Annotated in this window: 17 protein-coding genes; 10 read left to right on the top strand and 7 right to left on the bottom strand. The window is 66.0% G+C overall.

All coding sequences use genetic code 11. From position 1 onward, the window contains the following. Positions 1-25: 25 nt before the first annotated feature. The gene (locus ACE039_RS23075) at positions 26-388 is read left to right on the top strand and encodes a hypothetical protein (RefSeq protein WP_448708836.1); all 363 of its coding nucleotides are present in this window, start codon (positions 26-28) and stop codon (positions 386-388) included. A 116-nt stretch (positions 389-504) separates the two neighbouring features. On the opposite strand, the gene ubiD is transcribed toward ACE039_RS23075, so the two are convergent. Continuing rightward, positions 505-2,049: a 4-hydroxy-3-polyprenylbenzoate decarboxylase gene (gene ubiD / locus ACE039_RS23080; protein ID WP_105558418.1), complete on the bottom strand. Its 1,545-nt coding sequence runs from the start codon at positions 2,047-2,049 to the stop codon at positions 505-507. A gap of 81 nt (positions 2,050-2,130) precedes the next feature. Between ubiD and ACE039_RS23085 the strand changes: the two genes are divergently transcribed. Beyond that, positions 2,131-2,949, top strand: coding sequence for a lytic transglycosylase domain-containing protein (locus tag ACE039_RS23085; RefSeq protein ID WP_105558419.1), 819 nt, complete (start codon positions 2,131-2,133; stop codon positions 2,947-2,949). A gap of 71 nt (positions 2,950-3,020) precedes the next feature. Here the strand turns inward: ACE039_RS23085 and ACE039_RS23090 are convergent, their stop codons facing one another. Continuing rightward, positions 3,021-4,181, bottom strand: coding sequence for a pyridoxal phosphate-dependent aminotransferase (locus ACE039_RS23090; RefSeq protein WP_448708834.1), 1,161 nt, complete (start codon positions 4,179-4,181; stop codon positions 3,021-3,023). 44 nt (positions 4,182-4,225) lie between these two features. On the opposite strand from ACE039_RS23090, the gene ACE039_RS23095 reads away from it, so the two are divergent. From ACE039_RS23095 to ACE039_RS23110, 4 genes are all read left to right on the top strand, one after another. Further along, positions 4,226-5,113: an FAD-binding protein gene (locus tag ACE039_RS23095; protein WP_485823433.1), complete on the top strand. Its 888-nt coding sequence runs from the start codon at positions 4,226-4,228 to the stop codon at positions 5,111-5,113. 139 nt (positions 5,114-5,252) lie between these two features. Continuing rightward, positions 5,253-7,541: an NADP-dependent malic enzyme gene (locus ACE039_RS23100; RefSeq protein WP_310030962.1), complete on the top strand. Its 2,289-nt coding sequence runs from the start codon at positions 5,253-5,255 to the stop codon at positions 7,539-7,541. Then, a complete protein-coding gene (locus ACE039_RS23105; RefSeq protein ID WP_448711283.1) occupies positions 7,522-8,751 on the top strand; it encodes a patatin-like phospholipase family protein in 1,230 nt (409 codons plus the stop codon). Before ACE039_RS23100 ends, ACE039_RS23105 begins: the two co-directional genes overlap by 20 nt. After that, positions 8,748-9,215 (top strand): barstar family protein, encoded by a 468-nt coding sequence (locus ACE039_RS23110; RefSeq protein WP_416031324.1) that lies wholly within the window; start codon positions 8,748-8,750, stop codon positions 9,213-9,215. The genes ACE039_RS23105 and ACE039_RS23110 overlap by 4 nt, the downstream gene beginning before the upstream one ends. A 91-nt stretch (positions 9,216-9,306) precedes the next feature. On the opposite strand, the gene ACE039_RS23115 is transcribed toward ACE039_RS23110, so the two are convergent. Together ACE039_RS23115 and ACE039_RS23120 are read right to left on the bottom strand one after the other, a co-directional pair. Beyond that, complete coding sequence (locus ACE039_RS23115) at positions 9,307-10,038, bottom strand: 16S rRNA (uracil(1498)-N(3))-methyltransferase (protein WP_485823434.1); 732 nt, start codon at positions 10,036-10,038, stop codon at positions 9,307-9,309. 17 nt (positions 10,039-10,055) lie between these two features. Further along, positions 10,056-10,478, bottom strand: coding sequence for a hypothetical protein (locus ACE039_RS23120; RefSeq protein ID WP_448711287.1), 423 nt, complete (start codon positions 10,476-10,478; stop codon positions 10,056-10,058). Positions 10,479-10,705: 227 nt separating this feature from the next. Between ACE039_RS23120 and tkt the strand changes: the two genes are divergently transcribed. The 3 genes from tkt (at position 10,706) to ACE039_RS23135 (ending at position 15,054) form a co-directional block, all read left to right on the top strand. Continuing rightward, positions 10,706-12,742: a transketolase gene (gene tkt, locus ACE039_RS23125; RefSeq protein ID WP_485823435.1), complete on the top strand. Its 2,037-nt coding sequence runs from the start codon at positions 10,706-10,708 to the stop codon at positions 12,740-12,742. A gap of 14 nt (positions 12,743-12,756) precedes the next feature. Then, positions 12,757-13,767: a type I glyceraldehyde-3-phosphate dehydrogenase gene (gene gap, locus ACE039_RS23130; RefSeq protein ID WP_046804368.1), complete on the top strand. Its 1,011-nt coding sequence runs from the start codon at positions 12,757-12,759 to the stop codon at positions 13,765-13,767. 93 nt (positions 13,768-13,860) lie between these two features. Continuing rightward, entirely contained in the window at positions 13,861-15,054 is a 1,194-nt protein-coding gene (locus tag ACE039_RS23135) for a phosphoglycerate kinase (RefSeq protein ID WP_105559143.1), read from the top strand. Positions 15,055-15,201: 147 nt separating this feature from the next. Here ACE039_RS23135 and ACE039_RS23140 read toward each other — a convergent pair whose 3' ends face one another. After that, positions 15,202-16,185 carry a Bug family tripartite tricarboxylate transporter substrate binding protein gene (locus tag ACE039_RS23140; protein ID WP_485823436.1) on the bottom strand — a complete coding sequence of 328 codons (984 nt, stop codon included), beginning with the start codon at positions 16,183-16,185 and terminating at the stop codon, positions 15,202-15,204. A gap of 287 nt (positions 16,186-16,472) precedes the next feature. Between ACE039_RS23140 and ACE039_RS23145 the strand changes: the two genes are divergently transcribed. Continuing rightward, on the top strand, positions 16,473-18,161 hold the full coding sequence (locus tag ACE039_RS23145) for a SulP family inorganic anion transporter (RefSeq protein WP_448711293.1): 1,689 nt from the start codon (positions 16,473-16,475) through the stop codon (positions 18,159-18,161). A gap of 45 nt (positions 18,162-18,206) precedes the next feature. Here the strand turns inward: ACE039_RS23145 and fabI are convergent, their stop codons facing one another. Beyond that, entirely contained in the window at positions 18,207-18,980 is a 774-nt protein-coding gene (gene fabI / locus ACE039_RS23150) for an enoyl-ACP reductase FabI (protein ID WP_485823437.1), read from the bottom strand. Next, positions 18,977-20,161, bottom strand: a complete 1,185-nt coding sequence (locus ACE039_RS23155) for an acetate/propionate family kinase (RefSeq protein WP_485823438.1) — start codon at positions 20,159-20,161, stop codon at positions 18,977-18,979. The genes fabI and ACE039_RS23155 overlap by 4 nt, the downstream gene beginning before the upstream one ends. Between the last annotated feature and the right edge of the window lie 12 nt (positions 20,162-20,173).

Consider the following 20,173-nt stretch of genomic DNA (forward strand, 5'->3'; position numbering starts at 1 on the left):
ACGCCGGCGCGAGGAGGACTGAACCATGTCGAAAAGGTCTCCTACCGTTGATCGCGCCGTTCGCATTGAATTGCTGCGCGCCCGCGCCGCGATTGAACGCGAGTCGCTGGCGCAAGGCATCATCAGCGCCGGCCGCAGACTCGAACCGTCCTCGATCATCCGCGGCTTGCTGCCCCGGCTGGCGTCGGGCGGCGCCTCTCGCTGGGCCTTGCAGGCGATCACGCTGGCCCGGCGTTATCCGCTGGTCAGCTCGTCGCTGTCGACGCTGCTCATGCGTGGCGGCAAGCGCTTCAAGCTGCTGAAGGTCGCTGGCGGCGCATTGGTCGGCTGGCAGCTGTACAAGCTGTGGAAAAGCTCCAAAGAGGACGGAAAACCGGATTCGCGTTAGCAGACGCGTGTTAGCAGACGCGCGTCAGCGGCGCGATTTTCCGCACCGTCCAAAACAAACCCCGCCACGCAGGCGGGGTTTTCATTTGAGCAGCAGCCGTTGCCGCCCGGCAAGGGTCACAGGCCCAACTGGCCCCACAGGTCGTCCACGCGCTTTTTGACGTCGGCATCCATGGTGATGGGGGTGCCCCATTCGCGGTGGGTTTCGCCGGGCCACTTATTGGTTGCGTCCAGGCCCATCTTGCCGCCCAGTCCGGACACGGGCGACGCGAAGTCCAGATAGTCGATGGGCGTGTTCTCGACCAGCAGCGTGTCGCGCACCGGGTCCATGCGCGTGGTCATCGCCCACACCACTTCCTTCCAGTCGCGCGGATTGATGTCTTCGTCGACGACCACGATGAACTTGGTATACATGAACTGGCGCAGGATGCTCCAGAGGCCGAACATGACGCGCTTGGCGTGCCCCGCGTATTGCTTGCGGATCGACACTACGGCCAGCCGGTAGCTGCACCCTTCCGGCGGCAGGTAGAAGTCCACGATTTCCGGCAACTGGCGGCGCAGCAGGGGCACGAAGACCTCGTTCAACGCCACGCCGAGCACGGCGGGTTCGTCGGGCGGCTTGCCGGTGTAGGTCGAGTGGTAGATGGGATTGCGGCGCATCGTGATGCGCTCGACCGTGAAAACGGGGAACCAGTCTTGCTCGTTGTAGTAACCGGTGTGGTCGCCATACGGACCTTCCAGCGCCATTTCGTAGTCGCTGTTGGGCGGCGGGTTGACGCCTTCGGGCACCACGGGCTTGACGGCGCGCGGGTCGGACGACGGCAGCAAATGGCCCTCGAGCACGATTTCGGCCCAGGCGGGCACAGACAGGTTGCTGCCCAGGGCCTGCGCGACTTCGGTGCGCGAGCCGCGCAGCAGGCCGGCAAACTGGTATTCGGACAGGCTGTCTGGCACGGGCGTGACGGCGCCCAGCGTGGTGGCCGGGTCGGCGCCCAACGCGACGGCGATGGGGAAGGGCGTGCCCGGATTGGCCAGCGCGTGATCGCGGAAGTCCAGCGCGCCGCCCCGGTGCGACAGCCAGCGCATGATCAGCTTGTTCGGTCCCAGCAACTGTTGGCGGTAGATGCCCAGGTTCTGCCGCTTGGCATTGGGGCCGCGCGTGATGACCAGGCCCCAGGTCAATAACGGGGCCACGTCGCCGGGCCAGCAGGTCTGGATCGGCAGACGGGTCAGGTCCACGTCCTTGCCTTCCCAGACCACTTCCTGGCATGCCGGGCTCTTGACGTTCTTGGGGCTCATGTCCCACAAGGCGGCCTTCAGCATCGACACCTTGGCCAGCGCGTCGCGCAGGCCCTTGGGGGCTTCGGGTTCGCGCAGGGACGCCAGCAGTTCGCCGATGTCGCGCAGCGCGCTGACGTGGTCGGCGCCCATGCCGCGGGCCACGCGCGAGGGCGTGCCGAACAGATTGGTAAGCACCGGCATCTGCGCCGGCTTGCCGTCGTGCTGGGCTTTTTCGAACAACAGGGCAGGCCCTTCCGCACGCAGGACGCGGTCGGAAATTTCGGTCATTTCCAGCCGTGTCGACACCGGAGCGGCAATCCGTTTCAGGTCGCCCATCCGTTCGAGTTGAGCGAGGAAGTCTCTAAGGTCGCGGTATTTCACTACAGATCCCAGCGATTTGGTTACATTTTAGGGAGAAAGAGAGGTTAACATTGACTCCCTCTTTTTCACGCAGGAGGTTTTATGCCCGATGCGTCAGTGGCCAGCCTGTTCAGGAACATGGCCCAAGGAGTGCACGAATATCTTGCCGAGTCCTTGCGTATCTGTTCAGTCTATCTGGGCATCGCAGTGATTGTGACGGTAAGCATGGGATTTGCCCTGCCTGGTTTGCGCGACCAGGCATTGCAAGTGCACAAAGCCTTGTTGACCGCCCTTGCGCCTTCATCCATGCAATCCGGCACCGAATCCGATGTCGGCTCCGAATTGGGTTCCGACACTGCGTCGGCAATTGCCATGGCCGTTCCAACCGCTCCCGCCAGCAATGCCACCGGCATGCTGGGGCCGGCCCGCGTTGCGCCTCCGGTACCGAAAAAGCCCGCCAACGTGGCGACCGGTCCGCAGGCGGAAGCGTTGCGCAACTATATCTCGCGCAAATACAAGGTGGCGTATGACGCCACCGGTCCGCTGTTGAATACCGTGTACAAGGTCAGCCGCGAAAAGCAGCTTGACCCCTTGCTGGTCCTGGCCGTGATCGCCATCGAGTCCCGCTACAACCCCCTGGCCGAAAGCCATGTGGGCGCGCAGGGCCTGATGCAAGTCATGACCAGCGTGCACCAGGAAAAGTTTGACGCCGTCGGCAAGACCGCGCTGGACCCGGTCGCCAATATCGGCGTCGGGGCCACGATCTTGCGCGATTGCATCAACCGCCGCGGTTCCATCGATGGCGGCCTGGCCTGTTACGTGGGTTCCACCGGGCCGGACGACAACGGCTATGGCGCCAAGGTGCAGGCTGAACGCCGACGCCTGGCGCTGGCGTCGGGCATTGCACTGGCCCGGGACTGATTCCCGGGCAACGCCAGCCCGCAACGCCTGATTGCAAAACGCGCCCCATCGGGGCGCGGTTTGTTTTGGGTTCAACGTTGCAGCAGTTTGCCGATGCGGGCCACCGCCTCTTCCAGGCGGTCCAGCCCCGTGGCGTAGGAAAAGCGCATGGTGTGGTGGCCGTGGGCCGGCCCGAAGTCCAGGCCCGGCACGGCGGCGACGCCGGCTTCCAGCAGCAGGCGCTGCGAGAACGTGGCGCTGTCCATGCCCAGGCTGCCGATGTCGGCATAAATATAGAAGGCGCCATCCGGCTTGACCGGCACCTGGATGCCCAGTCGCTCGAATTCGGGCAGCAGGTAGTCGCGGCGCTGCTTGAAGGCTTCGCGGCGGTGCTCGAAAGTCTTCAACGCCTGTTCCGTGAAGCAGGCCAGGGCGGCGTGCTGGGCAAGCGTGGGCGCGCAGATCGCCAGGCTGGCGGCGATCTTCTCCACCGGGGCCACCATGTCCTCGGGCACGATCATCCAGCCCAGGCGCCAGCCCGTCATGTGGAAATACTTCGAAAAGCTGTTGATGATGATGACGTCGTCGTCCAGCGTCAGCGCGGAGCGGGCTTCGCCCTCGTAGGACAGGCCCAGGTAGATTTCGTCGACGATGGCGAAGCCGCCGCGCTCGCGGACCTGGGCCAGCAGGTCGGCAAGTTCATCCGGGGCGATCGACGTGCCGGTGGGGTTGCTGGGCGAAGCCACCATTACGCCTTGCGTGGCCGGGGACCAGTTTTGCGCGACGTCCTGGGCCGACAGTTGGAAGCGCTTTGCCGCCGAACTGGGAATCAGGCGGGGTACGCCGCCGGCCGCCAGCACGAAATTGCTGTTGGCGGGGTAGGACGGGTCCGGCATCAGGACTTCGCCGCCGCTGTTGACCAGCGCCGCGCAGGCCAGGGTCAGCGCGCCCGAGGCGCCTGCGGTCACGATGACGCGTGCCGGATTTATCCTGGCGCCGAATTTGTCATGGTAGAACTGCGCAATGGCTTCACGCAGCGGCATCAGGCCGGCGGGCGGGCTGTAGCCGCTAAGTCCGGCGCGGGCGGCGCGCTCCAGCGCTTCCACGACCTGAGGGGGCGCGGTAAAGTCCGGTTCGCCGATGCCCAGGCTGATAATGTCTTTGCCTGCCGCTTGCAGCGCCTGTCCCTGCTTGAAGAGTTCCACTGCGTGGAAAGTCAGAAAATCATGGGTGCGCGTGGCAAGGCGGGGCATTGGATTCTCGAAAGCGTTTTGTAGCGGAAAAAGGAATTGTAGTCATGCAGCCATCCCGGCGCGCTTTCCTGCTTGGCCGCAGGCCGGCCCAGACGCCCTGGGCAGCCTTCATGCAGCGTCTGAAGCTGCTGTGCCAAGGACAGGTCCATGATCTGGGTGAAGACGGACCCGGCGGGGCGCAGGCCATCCTGACCCCGTTGCGCGATGCCGATGTGGCGCATGCGCGCACGCTGTGCGCGGAGTACCGCGTCGTCATGGTGCTGGAGGGGGCGACCGGGCCTTACGCGCCAGCCGCCGGCCCGCGCCTGCGGATCGATCCGGCCCGAATGGCCGGCCTGGCCCGCCTGGCAGGCGATGCGCCGAGCTGGCGGGCGCAGCCGGGTGTGCCGCTGGCGGCCCTGACCCAGGCCGGTTTGCGGCAGTTCGAAGGCTATCCCGGCGCGATGACGCTGGCGGAATGGCTGGCGGCGCCGGCGCCCTGGCCGGCGGGGGGCTGCGCGGCCTCCGGCGTGCTGTCGGTGGACGTGATGCTGGCCGATGGCATCGAAGAATCGCTGGGCCCCTTCGGCGAGGCCGACGTGCAGCCGCTGCGCTCGGCAACCGTGCAAAGCCTGGTGCCCGCGCTGTTCAAACTGGCCTCGGGCGGAGACGCCTTTGCCACGCGCGACGGTTGCCACTGGCTGGGCCGCTACCGGCTGGACGCGCTGAAACCTGACGCGCCGGCAACCGTGAACCTGGCGCATCTTCTGCTGGGGCACGGCGGCACGCTGGCCTGGGTGCAAAGCGTGACGCTGACCGACGCGCCGGCGTGCCCGGCGGCGGCCCCGATGGCCGAGGCGCCTGGACTGGCGACGGTCCGGCTGGACGGCCGCGTCAAGGCGCTGTTTGACCCCGATGGTCGTTTTCCCTTATTCATGCCTCGTGCAACCTGACTACATTTCAGCTTGCTGTAAGATTTCGCCGCTCGTCTCGAAGAAGCGGGGCGGGCGCCGCGGACGTATCGCGCCGCCCGTCATGGGAATAGAATTCCCCCCTCTTCCGTGTCTCACCTAATTAGCCAGTAGCCGCCCTATGGATGCCAACCTTCGTAAAGCCGCCCTTGAATATCACGAGCATGGGCGCCCCGGCAAAATCTCGGTCACGCCGACCAAGCAGCTGACCAACCAGCGCGATCTGGCGTTGGCGTACTCGCCCGGCGTGGCGGCGGCCTGTGAGGAGATCGTGGCCGATCCGGCCAATGTTTTCCGCTACACCGCGCGCGGCAACCTGGTGGGCGTGATCACCAACGGCACCGCGGTGCTGGGCCTGGGCAACATCGGCGCGCTGGCCTCCAAGCCGGTCATGGAAGGCAAGGCGGTGCTGTTCAAGAAGTTCGCCGGCCTGGACGTCTTCGACATCGAAATCAACGAAACCGACCCGGACAAGCTGGTCGAGATCATTGCCGGGCTGGAAGCCACCTTTGGCGGCATCAACCTGGAAGACATCAAGGCGCCGGAGTGCTTCACCGTCGAGCGCAAGCTCCGTGAACGCATGAAGATCCCGGTCTTTCACGACGACCAGCACGGCACCGCGATCTGCGTGTCGGCCGCTTTCATCAACGGCCTCAAGGTCGTGGGCAAGGAAATCGACAAGGTCAAAGTCGTGACCTCCGGCGCGGGCGCCGCTGCCCTGGCGTGCCTGGACCTGATGGTGGACCTGGGCCTGCCGCTGGAAAACATCTGGGTGACCGACCTGGAAGGCGTGGTCTTCGAAGGCCGCACCGTGCTGATGGACCCGGACAAGGCGCGTTTCGCGCAGAAGACCGACGCCCGCAAGCTGGCCGAAGTGATCCAGGACGCCGACGTGTTCCTGGGCTTGTCGGCCGGCGGCGTGCTCAAGCCGGAGATGGTCGCCACGATGGGCCCGCGCCCCCTGATCCTGGCACTGGCCAACCCCACGCCGGAAATCCTGCCCGAGCTTGCGCATTCGGTGCGCGACGACGTGGTCATGGCCACGGGCCGTTCGGACTACCCGAACCAGGTCAACAACGTGCTGTGTTTCCCGTACATCTTCCGCGGCGCGCTGGATGTGGGCGCGACCACGATCACGCGCGAAATGGAAAAGGCGGCGGTGTATGCCATCGCCCAGTTGGCGCAGGAAGAGCAGAACGAAGTCGTGGCCGCGGCCTACGGCACGTTCGATATTTCGTTTGGCCCCGAATACCTGATTCCCAAGCCGTTCGATCCGCGCCTGATCGTGCGCATCGCGCCGGCCGTGGCCAAGGCGGCGATGGACGGTGGCGTGGCCACGCGTCCGCTGGCCGACCTGGAAGCCTACGAAGAGCAGTTGCAGCAATTCGTGTACCACTCGGGCGCCTTCATGAAGCCCTTGTTCTCGGCGGCCAAGCGCATCGTGCGTGAAGGCGGACCTGCCCGTATCGTGTTCGCGGAAGGCGAAGACGAACGCGTGCTGCGCGCCGTGCAAGTGGTGGTGGACGAAGGCCTGGCGCGCCCCATCCTGGTCGGCCGTCCGTCGGTGCTGCTGACCCGCATCGAAAAGCTGGGCCTGCGCCTGCGCCTGGGCGAAGACGTCGAAGTGACCAACCCGGAATACGACGAACGCTTCCATCAGTACTGGACCACGTACTGGGAACGCATGTGCCGCCGCGGCATCACCAAGGAAATGGCGCGCGTGGAAATGCGCCGCCGCATGACCTTGATTGGCGCGATGATGGTGCACCTGGGTGATGCCGATGGCATGGTCTGCGGGTCGGTGGGCGCGTATCACGACCACCTGCGTTTCGTCGATGAGGTGATCGGCCGCCGCCCGGGCCACAACGTGTATGCCGCCATGAACATCCTGCTGCTCAATGAGCGCACGGTGGTGCTGGTGGACACGCACGTGAACGACGAGCCCTCGGCCGAGCAGATCGCGGAATTCACGATCGCCGCCGCCAACGAAATGCGTCGCATGTATCTGGCGCCGAAGGTGGCGTTGCTGTCGCGGTCGAACTTCGGTTCGGGCAGCTCGGCTTCGGGCGCCAAGATGCGCCGCGCCCTGGAAATCGTGCGCGAACAGGCGCCGGATCTGGAAATCGACGGCGAAATGCACGGCGACTGCGCGCTGGACGAAGCGCTGCGCATGCGCATCCTGCCGTCGTCCACGCTGAAGGGCGAGGCGAACCTGCTGGTGTGCCCGAACGTGGATTCCGGCAACATCGCCTACAACCTGCTGAAGACGGCGGCAGGCGGCAATGTGGCGGTGGGCCCGTTCCTGCTGGGCTGCAATGCGCCGGTGCACATCCTGACTTCCAGCTCGACCGTGCGCCGCATCGTCAATATGACCGCGATGACGGTGGTCGATGTCAACACGCCACGTTGAAGTGAAGCCGGCTGGCCCGGCGTGCCCTCGCACGCCGACCGGCCTGGTTCTGACCGGAGGTGGCGCTCGCGCCGCTTATCAGGTCGGGGTGCTTAGCGCCATCATGGAGCTGCTGGACCCCGACTGGCATTCCCGGTTCCAGAACCCCTTCGACATCATCTGCGGTACGTCGGCCGGCGCCATCAATGCCGCTGCGCTGGCTTGCCGTGCTGATCGGCCCCACCTGGGGGTGCGGCGCATCCGCCGCCTGTGGTCCTCGCTGAATACCGACATGATCTACCGGGCCGACGCGCCAGGCCTGATTCGCACGGGCGTGCGCTGGCTGGGCCTGCTTGCCCTGGGCTGGATGTACTCGGGTCTGACGCGCAAGCGGCCCCAGTCGCTGCTGGACAACAGCCCGATGGAGGCATTGCTGGGCCGGGTGCTGGACTTCCGCAACCTGCAGGCCAACCTGGAGCAGGGCTCCCTGTCGGCGTTGGCGATCACGGCCTCGGGCTACACCAGTGGCGAGCACCTGACTTTCTATCAGGCGCACACGCCCATCGAGCCTTGGCACCGCTACTTGCGGCTGGCCATCCCCACGCCGATCGGCATGGACCATCTGATGGCTTCTTCGTCCATCCCGTTCGTCTTTCCGGCCCGCCAGGTGCAGGTGCACGGCAAGGGCGAGTGGTGCGGCGATGGATCAATGCGTCAATTGGCTCCGATCAGCCCGGCCATCCACCTGGGCGCGCACCGGGTACTGGTGATCGGCACCGGGTTCCGCGACGACACCCACCCCGAGAACCGCGCCGATTCACCGCCGTATCCCTCGCTGGCGCAGGTGGGCGGCCACGCGTTGTCCAGCATCTTCCTGGACGGGTTGTCGGTGGACGTCGAACGCCTGGAGCGAATCAATTACCTGATGGACCATGCGACGCCGGACGGCGCCCAGGTCAATGTCAGGCGCATCCAGGTGCTGACGATCACGCCCAGCCAGTCGCTGGACACGATGGCCCTGGAACACCTGCACGACATGCCCGCGCAAGCACGTGCCCTTTTTCGCGTACTCGGTGTATCGTCCGATCCACACCGTCCGGGCGGCGGGGCGCTGATGTCCTATCTTCTATTCGAATCCAGCTACACCCGACGATTGATCGAACTGGGTTATGCCGATACGATGCAGCGTAACGACGAAGTGATCGCCTTTTTCAAGGAGGCTCAGGCATGACGCGCAATGGCCAATCTACCTTGCAGAAGCAACTGCTGCGCGGCGGGGAGTTGCCCCATGAAGGGTTGGACAAGAAGGCCGTGGTGGACGCTTCCCATGAGCTTGGTCTGGCGTTGTTCGTCGCCAACTGCGACCCGGCCCGCAGCCGCTCTGCCGTGCTGCGCGCCATCGTCAAGGCGGTGGACTTCCCCGAATACTTCGGCGGCAACCTGGATGCCCTCTACGATTGCCTGTGCGACACGGTGCTGGACCACAAGACCGGCGTTGTACTGTGGCTGTACCGGTTGCATTCCGGCGATCCGGTCCTGGAAGACGACGCGGCCCTGATCGAAACCGTTTGTTCCGACGCGGCGGAATTCGCCCGCGAGAACGGTCGCATCTTTGCGTTCGTCATTGAACATGCCGGCAAGCACCCGGATCCCGAGCCTGGCGTCGCGGCGGCGCCTTACGGCGAAAACGACTGAGACGATTGCGCCGAGGGCTGCGCGGGTGCCCGCAGGGGCCCGCCCGGCCCCCCCCCGCGCCGGGTGGCGCCTGGCCCGGCAACATGCCTGATCACCAGCCCTGCAGGGTGCCGACGGCGGTCAACAGGGCCAACCCCGCGGTCTCGGTGCGCAGCACCCGCGGGCCGAAGCGCACGGCCTGCACGCCCGCCTGACGGGCCTGTTCCAGTTCTTTATCCGACCATCCGCCTTCCGGGCCCACCAGCAGGCTCAAGGCCTGCACGTCCGGTTCGGCCCGCAGCTTGCCGGCCAGATCGTCCGTGGCGTCGGGGTGGCACAGCAGGCGCAGGCCATCCGCCGGTTGGGCCAGCCAGTCGGCCAGCGTCTGAGGCGCGTCCACGGGCATCAGGCGGTTGCGGCCACATTGTTCGCTGGCGGATTGCGCAATGCGCTGCCAGTGCGCCACGCGCTTGTCCAGCCGGGCGCCCGACAGTTGCAGCACGCTGCGCTGCGCCGCGATGGGACTGACGCGGGCGGCGCCCAGTTCCACGGCCTTTTCCACCACCCAGTCCATCTTGTCGCCGGTAGGCAGGCCCTGCACCAGGGTGATGCGGCCGGCCAGTTCGGCCTCGCGGGGATTGAATTCGCCCAATTGGGCAAAGCCGGCCTTGCCATCGATATCCAGCACGGCCGGATATTCGCCGCCCTGGCCGTTGAACAGCACGACGGGTTCACCGGCTTTCAAGCGCAGCACGCGCAACGCGTGGTGGGCAAGGGCTTCCGGCAGGGCGATTCGGGTGCCGGCGGCAAGCGGGGCGTCGCAGTAGAAACGGGGGGCGGACATGGGTGGAGCGAAAAGCGTTATCGGAGCGCGTAGCCTACCACCTTGACCCCCCATTCGAAGAAGGTCGGCGCGCTGGACGCGAGGTCAAGCCCCAGCAGGGTCAGGAAGCCCACCGTCATCTTCTTGTCCAGACGCAGGACGTGGGCGCGCAGATCGGATAGGTCTTCGTGGGTGGCGAAGCGCTTGAGTTCTTCGCGGTTGGGCAGTTGCGCGATCTGTTTGCGGATTTCGGCGAGCTCTTCGCGTCGCGCAAGCGGGGCCACGGCCGCCGCCAGGTCATTGCGCCATTCTTGCCGGAGCTTGGCGGCAAGCTCGGTTTCACCCTTGATTTGAGCGTGTTCCAACGCCCGCGCCACGGCAATCGCCCGCTCTTCGCCCAGGGCGGTGCGTAGAGCCATGATGCCTTCAACAGGGATAGTCAGATTGAGCATGAGGCTCATGGTAGGAGGCTCCAGGGCTGATGTCAGGGCTTTATCCTGAATGTCGGACCCCTTTCCCGCAATTGTGGGAGCTACGCTGATATTCCCGTCCGGAAACGCTTGTTTACATCGAGCTTAAGGGCGATGGCGTGAGGGAAATCCCCTGATGCTAAAATCGTCTGCTTCGCAACCTACTCAACTGGCCCCTATATTCCCTGTGGGCGCGCCAGCTTCAAAGAGCCTTCCGAATGAGCAATCCGACCGCCCCTAAACTTGCCTTGGCGGATGCCATCCGCGCCCTCGCGATGGATGCCGTGCAACAAGCGAACTCCGGGCATCCGGGTGCTCCCATGGGCATGGCGGAAATCGCCCAAGCGCTGTGGACGGGCAACCTGCGCCACAACCCGAAGGATCCCGCCTGGGCCAACCGCGACCGCTTCGTGCTGTCCAACGGCCACGGGTCGATGCTGATCTACGCGCTGCTGCATCTGACGGGTTACGACCTGTCGATCGACGAACTCAAGAATTTCCGCCAACTGCATTCCAAGACGCCGGGCCACCCCGAAGTGGGCATTACCCCGGGCGTGGAAACGACCACCGGCCCGTTGGGCCAGGGTCTGGGCAATGCCGTGGGCATGGCGCTGGCTGAAGCGCTGCTGGCCGCTGAATTCAACAAGCCCGGCCACACCATCGTCGACCACCACACCTACGCCTTCACCGGCGACGGCTGCCTGATGGAAGGCATCTCGCACGAGGTGTGCTCGCTGGCCGGTACGCTCAAGCTGTCCAAGCTGGTCGTGCTGTACGACGACAACGGCATTTCCATCGACGGCCACGTCGAACACTGGTTCGCCGACGACACCGCCAAGCGCTTCGAAGGCTACGGCTGGAACGTGATCCGTGGCGTCGACGGCCATGACGTCGCTGCCGTGGACGCCGCCATCAAGGCCGCGCGTTCGCAATCGGAAAAGCCCACGCTGGTCATCTGCCGCACCGTGATCGGCAAGGGTTCGCCCAACATGGCCGGCACGCACAACGTGCACGGCGCGCCGCTGGGCAAGGACGAGATCGCCGCCACGCGCGCCGCGCTGGGCTGGTCGTCGGAACCCTTCCAGATTCCGCAAGACGTGTACGACGGCTGGGACGGCCGCAAATCGGGCGCCGCGGCCCAAGCCGAATGGCAGACCGCGTTTGACGCCTACGCCGCCGCATTCCCCGCCGAAGCCGCGGAGTTCACGCGCCGCATGAAGGGCGACATGCCCGAAGGCTACAACGAACAGTTCAAGGCATTCCTGGCATCGACCCTGGAAAAGGCCGAAACCGTCGCCACCCGCAAGGCCTCGCAGTTCGCGATCGCCGCGCTGGCCCCCGTGCTGCCGGAAATGCTGGGCGGCTCGGCCGACCTGACCGGTTCCAACTTCACCGACTGGAAGGGCGTCGCCGCCGTTCGCGCCGGTGACAAGGGCATCCAGTTCGGCCGCCACATCAACTACGGCGTGCGCGAATTCGGCATGGCCGCGATCATGAACGGCGTGGCCCTGCATGGCGGCTACCTGCCGTTCGGCGGCACTTTCCTGACGTTCTCGGACTACTCGCGCAACGCCATCCGCATGGCTGCGCTGATGAAGCAGCGCGTCGTGCACGTGTTCACCCACGATTCGATCGGCCTGGGCGAAGACGGCCCGACCCACCAATCCATCGAACACGCCGCCAGCCTGCGCCTGATCCCGAACCTGTCGTTGTGGCGTCCTTGCGATACGGCCGAAACCGCCGTGGCCTGGAACGCCGCCGTGACGCGCCCGACCAGCATCGGCATGGATGTGCATGACGGCGGCCCGACCGCGCTGCTGCTGTCGCGCCAGAATCTGCCGTTCGTGCCGCGCGACGCCGCCACCGTGGACGCCATCGCCCGCGGCGGCTATGTGCTGCGCGACGCTGAAGGCGCGCGCGCCGTCATCATCGCCACCGGCTCGGAAGTTGCCATCGCGCTGGACGCGCAGGCCCAACTGGCCAAGGAAGGCGTCGCCGTGCGCGTGGTCTCCATGCCCAGCACCGACGTGTTCGACCGCCAAGACGCTGCCTGGAAGCAATCCGTATTGCCCAAGGGCCTGCCGCGCGTGGCTGTCGAAGCCGGCGTGACCGCCTTCTGGCACAAGTACGTGGGCCTGGAAGGCGCCGTGGTCGGCATCGACCGCTACGGTGAATCCGCCCCGGCCGGCGCATTGTTCAAGTTCTTCGGGCTGACCGCCGACAAGGTGGCCGAGACCGTCAAACAGGTTTTGTAAAAAAGGAGCTTAGTATGACTATTCGCGTCGCCATCAACGGTTACGGTCGCATCGGCCGCAACATCCTGCGTGCCCACTACGAAGGTGGCAAGAAGCACGATATCGAAATCGTCGCCATCAACGACCTGGGTGATCCCAAGACGAACGCGCACCTGACGCGCTACGACACCGCCCACGGCAAGTTCCCGGGCACCGTCGAAGTCGACGGCGACTTCATGGTCGTCAACGGCGACAAGATCCGCGTGCTGGCCAACCGCAACCCGGCTGAACTGCCCTGGGGCGACCTGAAGGTTGACGTCGTGCTGGAATGCACGGGCTTCTTCACGACCAAGGAAAAGGCTGGCGCGCACATCAAGGGCGGCGCCAAGAAAGTCATCATCTCGGCCCCGGGCGGCAAGGATGTGGACGCCACCATCGTTTTCGGCGTGAACCACGGCGTGCTGAAGTCGACCGACACGGTCATCTCGAACGCATCGTGCACCACCAACTGCCTGGCCCCGCTGGTCAAGCCGCTGAACGACAAGCTGGGCCTGGAAAACGGCCTGATGACGACCGTTCACGCCTACACCAACGACCAGGTCCTGACCGACGTCTACCACGAAGACCTGCGCCGCGCGCGTTCGGCCACGATGAGCATGATCCCCACGAAGACCGGCGCTGCCGCCGCCGTGGGCCTGGTGCTGCCGGAACTGAATGGCAAGCTGGACGGCTACGCCATCCGCGTCCCGACCATCAATGTGTCGCTGGTCGACCTGTCGTTCGTGGCCAGCCGCGACACGACCGCCGAAGAAGTGAACAGCATCCTGAAGGCCGCGTCGGAAGGCGAGCTCAAGGGCATCCTGGACTACAACACCGAGCCCCTGGTTTCGGTGGACTACAACCACAACCCGGCCTCCAGCACCGTTGACGCGTCGCTGACCAAGGTCTCGGGCCGCCTGGTCAAGGTCTCGTCCTGGTACGACAACGAGTGGGGCTTCTCGAACCGCATGCTCGACACCACCGTCGCGCTGATGTCGGCCAAGTAAGCAACACGGTCAGTCCACAGGGGACGGATTTATTTTCCGCTGATGCGGAAAATGGGTTCGTCCCCTTTGTTCGCCTATCGTAGGAAAGCAAATATGTCCAAGGTCAATACCCTGTCCGCGCTGGCCAAGTCCGGCGCCCTGTCCGGCAAGCGTGTGTTCATCCGCGCCGACTTGAACGTGCCGTTCGACGACGCCGGCCGCATCTCCGAAGACACGCGCATCCGCGCATCCGTGCCCGGCATCCGCCTGGCGCTGGACGCCGGCGCCGCCGTGATGGTCACGTCCCACCTGGGCCGTCCGAAAGAGGGCGTGCTGACCGAAGCCGATTCGCTAGCCAAGGTCGGTCAGCGCCTGTCCGAACTGCTGGGCATGCCCGTGCAATTGGTGCGCGACTGGGTCGACGGCGTCCAGGTGGATCACGGCCAGGTTGTGCTGCTGGAAAACTGCCGCGTGAACGTCGGTGAAAAGAAAGACGACGAAACGCTGGCGAAGAAGATGGCCGCGCTGTGCGACGTCTACGTCAACGACGCGTTCGGCACCGCGCACCGCGCGGAAGCCACCACGCACGGCATCGCGCGCTTTGCACCCATCGCGTGCGCCGGCCCCTTGCTGGAAGCCGAACTCGACGCGCTGGGGCGTGCGCTGCACGAACCCAAGCGCCCGTTGGTCGCCATCGTGGGCGGCTCGAAAGTGTCGACCAAGTTGTCCATCCTGCAATCGCTGGCCGACAAGGTCGACCAGCTGGTGGTGGGCGGCGGCATCGCCAACACCTTCCTGCTGGCCGCTGGCCTGCCCATCGGCAAGTCGTTGGCGGAACCTGACCAGGTTGAGCAGGCGCGCGCCGTGATCGACATCATGAAGCAGCGCGGCGCGGCCGTGCCGATTCCGGTCGACGTGGTGTGCGCCAAGGCATTCGGCGCGGACGCCGAAGCCACCGTCAAGGCCGCGACCGACGTGGCCGACGACGACATGATCCTGGACATCGGCCCGCAGACCGCGGCGCAGTTGGCCGAGATCCTGAAGAAGGCCGGCACCATCGTGTGGAACGGCCCCGTGGGCGTGTTCGAATTCGACCAGTTCGCCAACGGCACCGAAGTGGTGGCGCGCGCCATCGCGGAATCGGACGGCTTTTCGATCGCTGGCGGCGGCGACACGCTGGCCGCCATCGCCAAGTACGGCATTGGCGAACAGGTCGGCTACATCTCGACCGGTGGCGGTGCCTTCCTGGAGTTCCTGGAAGGCAAGACCCTGCCGGCCGTGGCCGTGCTGGAAGCGCGCGCAGAGTAGATAGCCCCCACGCCGCGCTCGCTTCGCGCGCAAGCCGCCCCCCAGGGGGCGGCTATTTTTTTGATGCGTGTGCGCCGCGCGTCATTCGAGGCAGGGGCGTCAGTCGGTGCTGTGGATACCGGACACGCGACTGCCTCCGCCTGAACCTTATTCCATCTTCGCGCCTGAGATCTTCACGATCTGTGCATAGCGCTGGATCTCCGCCTGGATGAAAGCGCCGAATTCGGCTGGCGTCTGGCCTGTCGGCACCAGTGCGCCCATGCCTTCCATCCGCTTCTTCACTTCCGGGTCCGCGACCACCGCGTTGACTTCCTTGTTCAAGCGCTGCACCACGTCCACCGGGGTGCCGGCGGGGGCGACGATGCCGTACCACGCCGACGCGTACATCTTGGGCACGCCTGCCTCGTCGAAGGTGGGGACGTTCGGCAGCGCGGGCAGCCGCTGGCGCGCGGCCACGGCCAATGCGCGCAGGGTCCCGGCCTGGACCTGGGCCAGCGACCCCGTGTCCAGCATCATGTCCACCTGGCCCGCCAACAAATCGGACACCGCCGGGCCGCTGCCCTTGTACGGAATGTGCAGGACGTCCGCGCCCGTCAGGTACTTGAACATCGCGCCCGCCAGGTGCTGCGAAGAACCCACGCCGCCCGAACCATAGTTGAGCTTGCCGGGTTCCGCGCGGGCGGCCGCCACCAGGTCAGCGACTGACTGGAACGGCGACTGCTTGGGGACTTCCAGGATGTTCGGGATTTCGGCCACGAAAGCGATCGGCGCGAAGTCTTTCGCGGCGTCGAACCCCAGCCGCGAATACAGGTGCGGATTGGCGGCATTGGTGGAACTGGTGGCCATCAGCAGCGTGTAGCCGTCGGCTTTTTCGCGTACGAAAGCGGCCGTGCCGATGTTGCCGCCCGCGCCGGCCTTGTTGTCCACGATCACCGTCTGGCCCAGGCGCTCGCTCAGGCGCTGCGCCAGCAGCCGGCCCAACGCGTCCGTCGCGCCGCCGGGCGGCCATGGCACGACCAGCTTGATGGGGCGTTCGGGATAGGCTTGCGCATGAGCGGCAGGCGCGATGCCTGCGGCAAGCGCGGCCAGGACGAGCGCGCGGCTGGCGCGCCGCAGGAAGGCGAAGGACATGGCGTCTCCAGAATTGCCGGCCCTTTTGTGTCCGGGTCGCAGGGAGCGTCGCGGCGGGCCGTGTCGGTGTAAAGGTACGGCGCAAGGCCGCTTTTCTTATGCCGGGGACTGTACGCAATCCGCCAGCCCCACAAAAGGGATAAATAATCACCAATCTTCATTCCTAAAAGGAATGAAATGCCGCAAGTGTTTGATCCCCGATGACTTCGGAAGCCCGGCCTTGGTGTAGGCTTGGCGGACCTTCCGTGCCGTGCGGAAGTCCTTTGATCAGGTCGGCTTGCAGCACCATGAATCTACGCTTTTTCCCTGGCCTGAATAATTTTCGCGGCATCACGCGGGACTCGGCGCGGCGCGACGTCATGGCGGGACTGAGCGTGGCGGCGGTGGCCTTGCCGGTGGGCCTGGCGTACGCGGCGATGATGGGCGTGCCACCGGTCGCCGGGTTGTGGGCAGCCATTGCCGGCATGCTGGGCTACGCGCTGTTCGGCTCGTCGCGCACGCTGATCGTCGGGCCGGATACCGCCACGTGCACGCTGATCGCCGCCACCTTGACGGGCATGGCATTGCATTCGCCCGAAGACCGGCTGGTGGCCGCGACGGGCATCGCGCTGACCGTGGGCGTGGGGTGCCTGATCGCCCGCGTGTTGCGGCTGGGCGTGTTGGCCAACCTGTTGTCCCGGCCCGTGCTGATCGGCTACATGGCGGGCGTGGCGATCACGCTGGCGCTGTCGCAACTAAGCGGGCTGACGGGCGTCGGCCTGCGCAACAGCGGCCTGATCCATCCCTTCCTGGAACTGGGGCGCCGCCTGCAAGAGATCCAGATCCCGACCCTGTGCCTGGGGCTGGCGTCCTGCCTGCTGCTGGTGGCCGTGAAGCGCTGGCGGCCAACCTGGCCCGGCCCGATCCTGCTTGTGGTCGGCGGTTGCCTGCTGTCGTGGATCTTTGATTTCCCCAGCCTGGGCATCGCGGTGGTGGGCGAAGTGCCCGCCGGCTTGCCGGGGCTTAGCCTGCCCGTGCGGCTGGAGGGCGTGGACAGCATCCTGCTGGGAGCGGCCGGCGTGCTGGTGGTCAGTTTTTCCAGCGGTATCGTCACCGCGCGCAGCTTTGCCGCTCGCACGGGCGAACACGTCGACCCCAATCGCGAGCTGGTGGGGTTTGGCGCGGCCAATGTGGCGGCGGGCCTGTTCCAGGGGTTCGTCGTGACAGGCGCGGACTCGCGGACCGCGGTGGGGCTGGTCGCCGGCGGCTCGTCGCCCCTGGTCAGCGTCAGTGCGGCGCTTGCCCTGGCAATCGTGGTGGGCTTGCTGAGCGCGCCGCTGTACTGGCTGCCGCAGGCGGTGCTGTCGGCCATCCTGCTGTTGGCGGCGGCCAGCCTGTTCGACGTCAAGGCCTTCATGCGGCTGGCCCGCATTTCGCGTGTCGAACTGGCGTTCGGCATCCTGGCTGCGGGCGGCGTGGTGGGCTTCGGAGTGCTGCAGGGGGTGGCCGTGTCGGTGGGCGCGACGTTGCTGTACGCCATGTATGTGTCAGGCAATCCGCGCGATGCGTTGCTGGGCCGGCTGCCGGGCGAGTCGGTGCTGGGCAAGCTGCACCTGAACCCCGACGCGCAGCCGGTGCCGGGCACCGTCGTGTGGCTGTTCGAATCGTCGGTCTGGTTCTTCAACGCCGATGCCTTCCGCCGCCGTGCGCGCGAGGTCATCGAACAGGCGAGGGACGTGCAATGGTTCGTGCTGGACGCTGAAGCGATGACGCAGGCCGATGCCGACGCGGTCGAGGCGCTGTACGAGCTCAAACGCGAACTGGACGCCCGCAATATCACACTGCTGGTTGCAGGCGGCCACGGGCAGTTCCGCATGGCGCTGGAGCGCTCGGGGTTGGTCAAGAAGATCGGTCGCGACAAGATCTTCGGCAGTCCGGAACAGGCAGTAGAGGCCGTGGAGCGTTGGCGCCAGGCGCCGCCGGCCAACCTGGCCTAGCCAGCGGGCGCGGCCGGAAGCTTTGCGCCAGCCCCATCGACGACGTCAATCGATGATGTGATATCCGCCGTCGATATAAAGCGTCTGCCCCGTCATGCGCCGCGCGGCGTCGGTGGCCAGCCAGGCGGTGGCTTCGCCCACATCGTCGATCGACACCAGGCTGCGCGCGGGCGCCTTCGATTGGGCGCGGTCCAGCAGGGCGTCGAATTCGGCGATGCCGGAGGCCGCCCGCGTTTTCAGGGGCCCGGGTGATATCGCGTGCACGCGGATGCCTTGCGGGCCCAGTTCCGCGGCCAGATAGCGCGTGGCGGATTCCAGCGCGGCCTTGACCGGCCCCATCATGTTGTAGTGCTCGACCACCATCTGCGAGCCGTAATAGCTCATGCAGAAGAGGGCGCCGCCATTGGCCATCAGCGGTTCGGCCAGTTTCGCCATGCGGATGAACGACCAGCAGGACACGTCCATCGCCTGCAGAAAGCCCTCGCGCGAGCAGTCCGTCACGCGGCCGTGCAGGTCGCCGCGCGGCGCGAAGGCAATCGAGTGCAAGACGAAGTCCAGCCCGCCCCAGTCGTCCGTGATGCGGCCGAACACGGCTTCGAGTTCGCCGTCGTTCAGCAGGTTCATGGGCATCAGCAGCGACGCGTCCACTTGCCGCGCCAAAGGCTCCACGTGCGCAAGCGCCTTGTCGTTCAGATACGTCACGGCCAGTTCGGCGCCCATGGCGTGGAACGCCTTGGCGCATCCCCAGGCAATGGAGTCCGCGTTGGCGATGCCCGTGACCAGGCCCCGCTTGCCCGCCAAAGGCAGGTGCGCGCTCATCGTTGGCGCACCAGGGCCAGCGTGTGCTGGGCGATGATCAGCTCTTCGTTCGTGCGGATCACATACACGCCGATGCGGCTGTCGTCGCTGGAGATTCGGGGCCCGTGATGGGCGTTGCGTTCCGGGTCCAGCTTGATGCCGAGCCAGCCCCAATGGTCGGCAACCGCCTGGCGGATCTGGGCGGAATTCTCGCCCACGCCGGCGGTGAAGACGATGCCGTCGATACCGTTCATGGCGCAGCCCAGGCCGATCATGCCTTCGGCCACGCGCCAGGCGAAATACTTCAGCGCCAGCTGGGCCGACGGAGCGTCGCTGCCCAGCAGTTCACGCATGTCGTTACTGATGCCGGACAGGCCCTTCATGCCGCAGTCGTGATAGAGCAGGTGCTCGATCTGGTCGTGGTCCATGCCCCGTTCCATCATCCACAGCACGACGCCCGGGTCCAGCCGGCCGGGGCGCGTGCCCATGGGCAGGCCTTCCAGGGCGGTGAAGCCCATGGTGCTGTCCACGCTTTTGCCTTCCGACATGGCGCAGGCGGAAACGCCCGAGCCCAGGTGAGCGGCGATGATCTTGCCCATCGCGAGCTCGGGCAGGGCCTGGCGCAGCCGTTGCGCGATGTACTCGTAAGAGAGGCCGTGGAAACCATAGCGGCGCACGCCTTCCTGGTACAGCGATTCGGGCAGCGCGTAGCGGTCGGCCACGTCGGAATGGCTGCGGTGGAACGCCGTATCGAAGCAGGCGACTTGTGGAATCCAGGGCCGGCGTTCGCGGATGACGCGGATCGGCGCCAGGTTATTGGGCTGGTGCAGCGGCGCCAGCGGGGTGAAGGTGTCCAGCTTGGCCAGGATGGCGTCGTCGATCAGGACGGGTTCGGCCAGATCGGGGCCGCCATGCACCACGCGGTGCCCGACCGCCAGCGGCGCGCCGCCCAGGTGCCCGCTCAGCCAGGTGCCGACGACTTCCTGCCCGTTGGGCACGTCGGGCGCATGGCTTGGCGCGATGTCGCGTTCCACCAGGGTCTGGCCCGCCGCGTCGCGCACGCGCAGTTTGGGATGCGACGTGCCGATGCCTTCCAGCTGGCCGCCCAGGCGCGGAGCAAGTTCCTGGTTGCCGTCGATGTCGTAAAGGTAGAACTTGATGCTGGAACTACCGGCGTTGATGACGAGGATGGTGTCGCTCATGGCTCTGGGATC

The organism is Achromobacter maghribensis, assembly GCF_057334215.1.